We start from the raw sequence: 10,922 nt of genomic DNA, 5'->3' as shown, positions 1-10,922 counted from the left end.
TAAGAGACGGCATCAGCGCGGGGCACTCTGTCGATGTCGCCGCAGTCGGAGGGTCCGTACGGAGAGTCAGTACCCCTCTGTCTCGAACGTGCGCAGCAGATCCGCGGCGACGCTCACCGCGATGGTCGCGGGTTCCTTGCCGGTGACGTCCGCGAGGCCGATCGGGGTCTTGATCCGGTCGATGGTGGCCTCCTCGTGACCGCCCTCGGTGGTGAGGCGGTGGCGGAACCGTGCCCACTTGGCCGCCGATCCGATGAGACCGATGGAGCCGAGCTGGGGCGTGCGCAGGGCGGCGTCGCACAGTGCGGCGTCCTCGGCGTGATCATGGGTCATGATCAGGACGTGGGTGCCGCGCGGCAGCTCCGCGAGCACCTCCTCGGGCAGCAGCAGCGTGTGATGCACGTGCACCTGCCCCACCGCGTCCGCCAGTACGCCGAGCCGCTCCTCGGTGAGGATGTCGGAGCGGGTGTCGATCAGATGGAGGTCGAGGTCCTGGCGTGCCAGGATGCGCGCCAGTTCAAGGCCGACGTGCCCTACGCCGAAGATCGCCACCGCCCGTACGACGGCCAGCGGTTCGAGCAGCACCGAGACCGTGCCGCCGCAGCACTGCACGCCGTGCTCGTTGACCACCTTGTCGTTCAGGGCGAAATCGAGCAGCTCCGGCTCCCGCTTGGCAGCGGCGATCATCTCCCGGGCCCGGTCGATCGCGACGGCCTCGACATTGCCGCCGCCGATCGAGCCCCATGCCTCGCTCCGCCCCACGACGAGTTTCGCTCCGGCGTCGCGCGGGGCGTGTCCGCGCACGGTCGCGACGGTCGCCAGCACACCGGGCTCCCGGCGTGCTCGCAACCGTGCGACCGCGGCGACCCACGTCATGTCAGGCACCGCTCAGTGTTTTTGCCCCGGTGCGGACATCGCCGTCGGCCGCGTGGCCCACGGCTACGCGGCCGTTGGCGGCAGAGCCGTTCGAGGAGGCAGCACCCTTGCGGGCCGCCTGGATCGCCCAGTACACCGCTTCCGGCGTCGCGGGCGAGGCCAGTTCGACGCTGACCCCGCTCGGCCCGAACGCGGCGGCGGCCTGGCGCAGGGCCTCCCGCACCGAGAACGCCAGCATCAGCGGAGGCTCGCCCACCGCCTTGGACCCGTACACCGCGCCCTCCTCCGTGGCGTTCTCCATCAGCGTGACGTTGAACTCCGTGGGCATCTCCGAGAAGCTCGGCAGCTTGTAGGTGCTCGCGGCCTGGGTCAGCAGCCGGCCGCGGTGGGGCCCGTCACTGGCGTCCCAGCGCAGATCCTCGAGCGTGAGCCAGCCCGCGCCCTGCACGAACCCGCCCTCGACCTGACCGATGTCGATCATCGGGGAGAGGCTGTCGCCGACGTCGTGCACGATGTCCACCCGTCGGATGCTGTACGCGCCGGTGAAGCCGTCCACCTCCACCTCGGACGCGGCGGCGCCGATGGCGAAGTACTTGAACGGCGACCCCTTGAAGGACTTCGCGTCCCAGTGCAGCCCCTCGGTGCGGTAGAACCCGGCCGCCGAGAGCTGGACCCGCTGGAAGTACGCGGTGCGCACCAGGTCGTCCCAGGCCAGCTCCTTGTCGCTGCCGAGGGCGGTGGCGACGCCCTCGACGATGCGCACGTCCGCCGGGCTCGAACCCAGCTGGGTGGCGGCCACCTGCAGCAGTCGCTCGCGCAGCTGCTGGCAGGCGTTCTTCACCGCCGCGCCGTTGAGGTCCGCTCCGGCACTCGCCGCCGTGGCGGAGGTGTTGGGGACCTTGTCGGTGCGGGTGGGGGCCAGCCGCACCTTGTGCAGCGGGATGCCGAGGGCGGTCGCGGCCACCTGGAGCATCTTGGTGTGCAGGCCCTGGCCCATCTCGGTGCCGCCGTGGTTGATCAGGACCGAGCCGTCCTTGTAGATCAGCACCAGCGCGCCGCCCTGGTTGAAGGCGGTGAGGTTGAACGAGATGCCGAACTTCAGGCCGGTGATGGCGAGGCCCCGCTTGGTGTGGGGGTGCGCGGCGTTGAACGCGGCGATCTCGCGCCGGCGATCCGCGATGTCGCCGTTGTCCTTGACCTGCTGCCAGACGGCCGAGATCCGTTCGGGCTGAGTGACCGGCTGTCCGTACGGCGTCGACTGACCCTGCCGGTAGAAGTTGCGCTCGCGCAACTCCGCCGGGTCCAGGCCGAGCAGCGGCGCGCACCGGCCCATGATGTCCTCGATCACCAGCATGCCCTGCGGTCCGCCGAATCCCCGGAAGGCGGTGTTGGAGGCCTTGTTGGTCCTGGCGATGCGGCCGGCGATGCGTGCGTTGGGGATCCAGTAGGTGTTGTCGATGTGGCACAGCGCACGGGCGACCACCGGCTCGGACAGGTCGAGGCTCCAGCCGCCGTCCGCGGTCAAGGTGGCGTCCATGGCGCGGATGCGGCCGTCGGCGTCGAAGCCGATCTTCCACTGGGCGTGGAACCCGTGGCGCTTGCCGGACATGGTGAGGTCCTGCGTGCGGTTGAGCCGCAGCCGAACAGGCCGTCCGGTGAGCTTGGCGCCGAGTGCGGCGACGGCCGCGAACCCGTGCGGCTGCATCTCCTTGCCGCCGAAGCCGCCACCCATCCGCAGGCACTGCACGGTCACCTCGTGACTGTGCAGACCGAGCACGTGCGCGACGATCTCCTGGGTCTCCGAGGGGTGCTGGGTGCTGCTCTGGACGAAGACCTGCTCGGACTCGTCGATGTGCGCCAGCGCCGCGTGGGTCTCCAGGTAGAAGTGTTCCTGGTCCGAGAACTGGAACTCGCCGGTGAACACGTGCGCGGAGTCGGCGAATCCGGCGTCGACGTCGCCGGTCAGCATCTGCGGCCGGGCCCCGTGGAAACTGTTGGCCGCGATCGCGTCCTGGAGCGTGATCAGGGAGGGCTGTTCGTCGAGTTCCACCTCGACGGCCGCCGCACCGAGCCGGGCCGCCTCCAGGGTCTCGGCGAGCACCCAGGCGACCGCGTGCCCGTGGAACATGACCTCGTCGGGGAAGAGCGGTTCGTCGTGCTTCATTCCGGCGTCGTTCACGCCGGGCACGTCGGCGACGGTCAGCACGCGGACCACACCCGGCACCTCGAGCGCGGGCCCGGTGCGCAGCGCGGTGATCCTGCCGCGGGCCTTCATGGCCTGGACCGGGTAGGCGTGCAGCACGTCCTTGGTGCGGTGCACCAGGTCGTCGGTGTAGAGGGCGGTGCCGGTGACGTGCAGGACGGCACTCTCGTGCGGCATGGAGACGCCGACGACCGGCTTCTCGGGGCGCTCGGACAGCTGGCTCATGACGACACACCCTCGGTGGTTTGTGCGTACAGCTTCATCATGCTCTCGCCGAGCATCGCGGAGCGATAGTCGGCGCTGGCGCGGTGATCGCTCATCGGCGTGCCTTCCGCCCGCAGCACCCGGGCCGCGGCCTCGGCGGTCCGCGCCACCCACGGCTTGCCCTCCAGGGCCGCCTCGGTGGCCAGGGAGCGGATCGGGATGGCGGCGACGCCGCCCAGGCCGATGCGCGCCTTGCGTACGAGTCCGTCCTCGATGTCCAGCGCGAAGGCGACCGCGACGCTGGAGATGTCGTCGAAGCGCCGCTTGGCGATCTTGTGGAAGGCCGCGACCGGTGACAGCGGCAGGGGGACGCGCACCGCGCGGATCAGCTCGCCGGGGCGGCGCACGCTCTGCCGGTAGCCGGTGAAGTACTCCGCAAGCGGGACTTCGCGCTCTCCGTCGGCGTCGGCGAGCACCAGCGACGCCTCGAGGGCGAGCAGTGCCGGCGGGCTGTCGCCGATGGGAGAGCCGGTGCCCAGATTGCCGCCGAGGGTCGCGCTGTTGCGGATGAGCCGGGACGCGAACTGCGGGAACAGTTCTCCCAGCAGCGGGACGCGGCCGTCGAGGCGGCGTTCGATCTCGGTGAGCGTCAGCGCCGCCCCGATCTCGACGTGGTCGGATTCGACGCGCAGCTCCCGCAGTTCGGAGAGACGGTCGACGCCGATCACGCAGTCCGCGCGACGGGAGCGGATGTTCACCTCCACGCCCCAGTCGGTGGAGCCGGCGACCACCACCGCGTCGGGCCGCTCGCGCAGCAGCCGCAGCACGTCCGCCAGGGTGCCCGGCCGCAGGAACGTCCGGTCGTCCTGGGTGTATTCGGTGGCGGCGGGCGCGGGCGGAGCCTGCTCGCGACGCCGGGCGAGCAGATCCTCGTCGGTGGGCGTACCGACGGCGTACGCGGCATCGCGAATCGGCCGGTAGCCGGTGCAGCGGCAGAGGTTGCCACTCAGGGCGTGCAGGTCGAATCCGTTGGGACCGTGCTCGGTATCGGTACCTCCGGTCGGGTCACAACTGCCGGACGCATCCGCGCTGTTGGGCGCGTCCGCTCCGGAGTGCGCGCCGCGGTCGGGCCGGTAGTACTCGGCGGCCATGCTGCAGATGAATCCCGGTGTGCAGTAACCGCATTGGGAGCCGCCGCGAAGCGCCATCTCTTCCTGCACGGGGTGCAGCTTGCGCGGTGCGCCCGGTTCGCCGACGGTGGCGAGACCTTCGGAGGTGACGATCTCCTGGCCGTCGAGGGCCGCCGCCGGAGTCAGGCAGGCGTTGACCGCCACCCAGTCGGTGGGCTTGTTCACCCCGGGGCGGGCCACCAGGACCGAGCAGGCGCCGCACTCACCCTCGGCGCAGCCCTCCTTGGTGCCGGTGAGACCACGCTCGCGCAGGAAATCCAGTGCTGTGGTGTGGGGAGCGGCCGGTGAGATCGGCGTTTCTTTCCCATTGACCGTGATCCGATTCATCATGTTCGCCAATTTCAGGCAGCTTTCTGTGTTCAGACGCGCCAGGTGGGAAAAGCGGCGCAAGACAGCACGCGACAACGGCGTGCCGGAAGGTGATGAGGGAAAACCTGAAATGCGCCACGGACGGGCGCATCAGAACGGCGTACTCAGGCGCCGTGCGCGATCCGACCCGGGACCCAGACCGTGCGCTGGGCGAGGCGACCGAGATCAGAGGTGGTGGTCATCCGCTGGTCGCCCCCTTTCGGTAGTGAGACAGGTCGACGGCCACCGCAAACTAGTGGCTGGAGCCACCGGGGTCAAGAGGTAGGCCGCTCTCGGCCCCGGACGTCAGCGGAACATCAGCAGAACGTGAGCGGTGGGTAGCAGTCTGGTGACCAGGAACACGTAGCGCCTCTTAGGGGACAAACGTAATAGCTGGTTATCTGGTCGATGAGGGGTGGGGGCCGGTGCACACTCGTGTCCGGCGCGTTCGAGCCCCTGGGCCTTCATGGAAGCAGAAGGAGCTCTAGCCCGTGCAGCAGACCGTCGAGACCGTCCCCATGACCGAGCGGGTGTTGTTGTCCGTTCACACGTCGGACCCCATTTCTCGGGCCGGAGTGGTGAGCCAGCTCCGTCAGTACCCCGAGATCCGGTTGGTGGACACCGCCCAGCAGGAGAGCGGCCAAGTCGCCCTGCTCGTCGCCTGCTCGGTGGACGAGGCGACCCTGCTGAGCCTGCGCACGCTCGTCCGCGTCAAGGACGTACGGGCGGTCCTGGTGGTGGACCGGATGCGGGAGGCGGACCTGCTGGACGTCGTCGGGTGCGGTGTCACCTCGATCGTGTGGCGGCGGGAGGCCACGCCGGCGCGGCTGTTGCGGGCCGTACTAGCGGCCCACCGGGGTGACGGTGATGTACCGGGCGATTTATTAGGCACTTTCCTCACCCGTATGGGACAGCTCAAGAGCAGCGCACCGGGTCCGGCCGGGCCCCCCACGATGGGAATGACGGCGCGGGAGGTCGAAGTCCTCCAATTGGTGGCGGAGGGCCTGGACACCGGGCAGATAGCGGTAAAGCTCGCGTACTCCGAACGCACGGTGAAGAACGTCCTGCAGAATCTGACCTCCCGGCTCCAACTGCGCAACCGCACCCACGCGGTGGCCTATGCGGTGCGCGCGGGCTACATCTGAGGCCGTACGCGGTCGCGTAGCCGCGCGACGGGGGCTGGACCACCTGCTCGTCCAACCCCCGTTTCCCGTTTACGTCCGTACGGCGCCTGCCCGAACGCCTAGCCGACGGCTACGGCACCGCGCAGCGCCTCCCGCGTCAGTGCGATCACCTCCGCCGCGCGCGAGCTGAGGTAGAAGTGGCCCCCCTTGAACGTCCGGATGTCGAACGCGCCTGTCGTGTGGGAGCGCCACTCGTCCGCTTCCCGCACCGTCGTCTTCGGGTCCGCGTCCCCTACCAGGGCGGTGATCGGGCACTTGACGGTCGCGTCCACCGGGCCGTACGTCTCGATGGCGCGGTAGTCGCTGCGGATCGCGGGCAGCACCATACGCAGCAGTTCCTCGTCACCGAGCACCTGCGCGTCGGTGCCGCTCATGGCCTTCATCTCGGCCACGATCCCGTCGTCGTCCCGCTGGTGGACGTTCTCCTCGCGTCGCGTCGAGGGTGCGCGCCTGCCGGAGGCGAACAGCACCGCGGGCGAGTGCCCCTGCTCCTCGAGCCTGCGCGCGACCTCGAACGCTATGACCGCGCCCATGCTGTGCCCGAAGAACACGACGGGCCGGTCGAACAGCGGCGCCACCACGGGCGCGATCCGGTCGGCGAGGACGCCGATGTCGTCCACGTTCGGCTCGGACCTGCGGTCCTGTCGGCCGGGGTACTGCAGGGCCGTCACGTCGCTGTCGCTCTGGAGCGCGGCCGACACGGGGAAGTAGAAGGTCGCCGAACCGCCCGCGTGCGGGAAGCACACCAGCCGGGCCGGGGCCTCCGGCGCGGGGTGGAACCGGCGGAGCCAGAGGTCGCTGCTGCCGTCGGTAACAGTCATGTTGATCGTCCGTTCTGCTGTGGTTGTCGTACTCGGCTTGCTTGGCAGTGTCATGGATACGTTCTCGTTGCGCTCAGGGGGAGTTGGTGGCTGCCCGGTCGTCGGCCAGCCAGGCCCGCACCGCGAGCGCCGTCGACTCCGAGTGCTCGTCCATGATCGTGAAGTGGTCGCCGGGGACGTCGGCATCCTCGTGCGGCAGCGGCCAGCGGGGCCGCCAGTCGTCCTCGGTCACCAGCGCCTGCGACTCCCCCGGCGGGAAGGTGGCGTGCACGTACAGCGTCGGCGCCTTGATCGGTTCGGGCTCCCAGTCGCCGAACACCCGCAAGTAGCCGCCCTGACCCGTCAGTTGCGCGCCGGACATCAGCTCGAACGCCTCGCTGGTGGCCGCGCGCCGCCTCAGCGCCTCCTCAAGTCGGCCTTCGAACGAGGTCGTCGCCGTGTACGTGTCGACGAGCACCACCGCCACCGGTGTGCTTCCCTCCTTTTCGAGCAGCGCGGCGACCGCGTTGGCCAGCCATCCGCCCGACGAGTAGCCGACGAGCACGAACGGCCGCTCGCCCGCCTGCCTCCTGACGGCCTCGGCCTGGAAGCGCACGACCGCCTGCCGGGTCGCGGGCAGCGCCTCCCCCGCCGCGAAGCCGGGGTTGGGCAGTACGGTCACGTCCCGCTCGCCCGCGAAGACCGGGGCGAACCGGCCGAAGTAGTGCGGCCCGGAAGGTGCCATCGTCGGCGGGAGGCACAGCAGCGGGATTCCAGGGCCGGTCGCCAGCGTCACCGGCGGCAGCGCGGGAACCTCGTCGGGCGTCTCGAACACCGGCCTCACCAGGGCGGCCGCGTTCACCATCTGCCACCCCTCCTCGTACAGCCCGAGGTCGCAGGCCTGGCGGTACAGGCCGGTGAGCGTGTCCTCCACCGCCAGGGCAGCGGTCGCGGCGGGAGCGTCGCCCCCGGCGCCGGTCGCGGCCCCCGAGGCGAGTTCGCGTCGCAGGTACCCGGCGAGCGCAGGGCCTGTCGGCTGGTCGAACACGACGGTGGTGGGCAGACGAAGCCCGGTCGCGCCGGCGAGCCGGTTGCGCAGTTGCAGCGCGGTCAGGGAGTCCAGGCCGAGCTGGGTCAGGGCGCCGGAGACATCGAGCTCCTCCGCCGCGTAGCCGAGCACGGCCGCCGTCTGGTCCCGGACGAGCAGCAGGAGTTCTTGCCCCTGCTGCTCCTCCGTGAGACCGGCGAGCCGCTGCGCCAGCGGCTCGCCGCTCGCGACGGCCGCCTTCGTGGCCCGCGGCCGTACGAGGCCACGCAGCAGCGGAGGCACCTCGTCGGGCCCCCCGCGCAGGACTCCGAGGTCGAGACGCATCGGCACGACGACCGCGTCGTCCGCCGCGCATCCGAGGTCGAACAGCGCGAGGCCCTGCTCCTCGGTCAGGCCACCGACGCCGGAGCGGGTGAGCCGCGCCACGTCGGTCTCGTCCATGTCGCCGGTCATCGCGCTGGCGGTCTCCCACAGACCCCACGCCAGTGAAGTGGCGGGGAGGCCACAGGCCCTGCGGTGCTGGGTGAGTGCGTCGACGAACGCGTTGGCCGCCGCGTAGTTGCCCTGGCCGGGGCCGCCGAGGATGCCTGCCGCCGAGGAGAACAGCACGAAGGCGGACAGGTCCAGGTCGCGGGTCTGCTCGTGCAGGTGCCAGGCCGCGTCGACCTTGGGGCGGAACACCTGGTCGACCTGGTCCGGGGTCAGCGTCCTGATCGTGCCGTCGTCCAGGACGCCCGCCGAGTGGACCACGCCGGTGAGCGGGTGGTCCGCGGGCACCTCGGCGAGGAGTTCCGCCAGCGCTTCCGGGTCGGTGACGTCGCAGGCGGCGAGCGTCACGTGTGCGCCGAGGCCGGTCAGTTCGGCGCGGAGTTCCTCGGCGCCGGGCGCGGTGGCGCCGCTGCGGCTGACGAGGACGAGATGCCGGACGGCGTGCTCGGTCACGAGGTGCCGGGTGACGAGGCCGCCGATCATGCCGGTGGCGCCGGTCACCAGGACCGTGCCGCCGGGTGCGAACGCGATCCCGGAGTCCACGTCGGACGGCCGGGTCCGGGCGATGCGCGGCACCAGCACGTCGGCGTCACGCAGCGCCAGTTGCGGCTCGGAGGCGGCGGCGAGAGCGGCGGCCAGCGCCGTCCAGGAGGTGTCGTGGCCGTCCACGTCGACCAGCGTGAACCGGTCGGGGTTCTCGGACTGCGCCGACCGGATCAGACCCCACACCGTCGCGTCGGCGAGGTCGGTCACGTCCTCGTCGGGGCCCGTCGCGACGGCCCCCCGGGTCACGAAGACGAGACGGGAGTCGAGGAACCGGTCGTCGGCCAGCCACTCCTGGGCCAGGCCCAGCGCACGCAGAGCGGCGGTACGGGCGGCGGCCACCGGCCCCGCGTCGTCCTCGGCGCACGGGACGACGACAAGACCCGGCACCCCGGCCTCGGCGAGGGCAGCGAGGTCTTCGTGCTCCTCGACGGCGACACCGGCCGCGGCGAGGCCCGCGCCGACCTTGAGGTCGTCCGGGCCGACGATCGCGCAACCGCGGGCGGGAGCGGGGGTGGCCGCACGGGTCGGTGCGGCCACCCACTCCAGCCGGAACAGTGAATCGCGGTGGCGCGCACCCCATTGGTCCGCGGCGATCGGCCGCAGGACCAGGGATGCGACCGTCGCCAGGGGGTTCCCCTGTACGTCGGTCAGTTCCAGCGAGACGGCATCGGGTCCGGCGGTGGTGAGCCGTACCCGCGCCGCTGTGGCACCGGTCGCGTGCCATCGGATCCCGCTCCAGGAGAACGGGAGCCGGGGTCGACCGGCGTCTTCGACGAGGCCGCCGAGCATGCAGGCGTGCAGCGCGGCGTCGAGCAGCGCCGGGTGGAGCCCGAACGATGCGGCGTCCCGGTGCTGGTCCTCGTCAAGTCTGATGTCGGCGTACACGGCGCCCTCGCCGCGCCATGCCGCCCTGAGGCCCTGGAAGGCGGGCCCGTAGACGAACCCGGCCCCTTCCAGGCTGTCGTAGAGGCCGTCGACGTCGACGGGCTCGGCTCCGGCGGGCGGCCACTGTGCGGCCGGGGCCGGCTCCGCGGGGGCTCCGGTGGTGAGGAAGCCGGTGGCGTTGCGGGTCCAGTCGGCAGCCGCCGGGTCGTCCGGGCAGGAGTCGATGCTCAGCGCCCGCCGCCCTGAGCCGTCGTCGCCGCCGACCGTCACCCGCAGGCGCACTCCGCCGCGTTCGGGCAGCACCAGGGGTGCGGCGAGCGCCAGTTCCTCCACCTCGTCGAGGCCGAGCCTGCCGCCCGCGGCGAGCGCGATCTCCGCGAAGGCGGTACCGGGCAGGAGCACCGTCTGCGCGACGGCGTGGTCGGCGAGCCACGGGTGGGTGTCCGTGCCCAGCCTGCCGGTGCACACCAGGCCCTGCTCGTCGGCGAGTTCCATGGCGGCGCCGAGCAGCGGGTGCTCGGCGTCGGCCAGGCCGAGACCACCGGCCGCTTCGACGAAGCGCAGGTCTCGGGGAGCGTCGAGCCAGTAGTGCTTGCGCTGGAAGGGGTAGGTGGGCAGGTCGACGTGCTGCCCGGCGGGCACCACGGCACGCCAGTCGAACGGCAGGCCCCCTACGTACGCCTCGGCGACGGAGAGCAAGAACCGGTCGAGGCCACCCTCGTCCCGGCGCAGTGTGCCCACCGTGACGGCGTCGCCGCCGGTTGCCTCCACCGTCTCGGTCACGCCGATGGTGAGGACGGGGTGCGGGCTGCATTCGACGAACGCGCCGAACCCCTGGTCGAGCAGGCCGCGCGTCGCGTCCTCGAACCGGACGGTGTTGCGCAAGTTCTGATACCAGTACTCCGCACCGACCTCAGTCCCGGTCAACCACTCCCCCGTGACCGTCGACAGCATCGGCACACTCGCGTGCTGGGGCTCGACCCCGGCAAGGACGTCCGCCAACGCCTCCTGGATGCGCTCGACGTGCGGCGAGTGCGAGGCGTAATCCACCGGCACCCGGCGGGCGCGCACCTCATCGGCCGCGCAGGACTCCATCAACTCGTCCAAGGCGTCGGCGTCACCCGCCACCACCACGGAGCGCGGACCGTT

At 71.3% G+C, this 10,922-nt stretch carries 6 protein-coding genes; 1 reads left to right on the top strand and 5 read right to left on the bottom strand.

Translation table 11 applies throughout. From position 1 onward, the window contains the following. Nucleotides 1-66 precede the first annotated feature (66 nt). Genes xdhC through ACFUPX_RS43265 form a run of 3 tightly spaced genes read right to left on the bottom strand, consistent with a single transcriptional unit; the run spans nt 67 to nt 4,803 of the window. The gene (xdhC, locus tag ACFUPX_RS43275) at nt 67-876 is read right to left on the bottom strand and encodes a xanthine dehydrogenase accessory protein XdhC (protein WP_383335109.1); all 810 of its coding nucleotides are present in this window, start codon (nt 874-876) and stop codon (nt 67-69) included. A 1-nt stretch (nt 877) separates the two neighbouring features. Continuing rightward, complete coding sequence (gene xdhB, locus ACFUPX_RS43270; RefSeq protein ID WP_383335107.1) at nt 878-3,304, bottom strand: xanthine dehydrogenase molybdopterin binding subunit; 2,427 nt, start codon at nt 3,302-3,304, stop codon at nt 878-880. Beyond that, nucleotides 3,301-4,803: a xanthine dehydrogenase small subunit gene (locus ACFUPX_RS43265; RefSeq protein WP_383335105.1), complete on the bottom strand. Its 1,503-nt coding sequence runs from the start codon at nt 4,801-4,803 to the stop codon at nt 3,301-3,303. The genes xdhB and ACFUPX_RS43265 overlap by 4 nt, the downstream gene beginning before the upstream one ends. A 509-nt stretch (nt 4,804-5,312) precedes the next feature. On the opposite strand from ACFUPX_RS43265, the gene ACFUPX_RS43260 reads away from it, so the two are divergent. After that, nucleotides 5,313-5,966, top strand: a complete 654-nt coding sequence (locus tag ACFUPX_RS43260; RefSeq protein WP_383335103.1) for a response regulator transcription factor — start codon at nt 5,313-5,315, stop codon at nt 5,964-5,966. 98 nt (nt 5,967-6,064) lie between these two features. On the opposite strand, the gene ACFUPX_RS43255 is transcribed toward ACFUPX_RS43260, so the two are convergent. After that, a complete protein-coding gene (locus ACFUPX_RS43255) occupies nt 6,065-6,826 on the bottom strand; it encodes a thioesterase II family protein (protein ID WP_383335101.1) in 762 nt (253 codons plus the stop codon). Between the two features lie 73 nt (nt 6,827-6,899). Continuing rightward, nucleotides 6,900-10,922: SDR family NAD(P)-dependent oxidoreductase (locus ACFUPX_RS43250; protein WP_383335099.1), on the bottom strand; the 4,023-nt coding region annotated here is incomplete at its 5' end.

This window comes from Streptomyces sp. NPDC057302, assembly GCF_042667685.1.
In the GTDB taxonomy this organism is placed as follows: domain Bacteria; phylum Actinomycetota; class Actinomycetes; order Streptomycetales; family Streptomycetaceae; genus Streptomyces.
The sequence above is the reverse complement of the archived record's forward strand: the minus strand, read 5'-3'. Positions and strand labels throughout refer to the sequence as shown.

Coding starts and splice junctions, on each gene's coding strand:
- xdhB (WP_383335107.1), bottom strand. CDS start 3,304: ATGAGCCAGCTGTCCGAGCGCCCCGAGAAGCCGGTCGTCGGCGTCTCC.
- ACFUPX_RS43265 (WP_383335105.1), bottom strand. CDS start 4,803: ATGATGAATCGGATCACGGTCAATGGGAAAGAAACGCCGATCTCACCG.
- ACFUPX_RS43255 (WP_383335101.1), bottom strand. CDS start 6,826: ATGACTGTTACCGACGGCAGCAGCGACCTCTGGCTCCGCCGGTTCCAC.
- xdhC (WP_383335109.1), bottom strand. CDS start 876: ATGACGTGGGTCGCCGCGGTCGCACGGTTGCGAGCACGCCGGGAGCCC.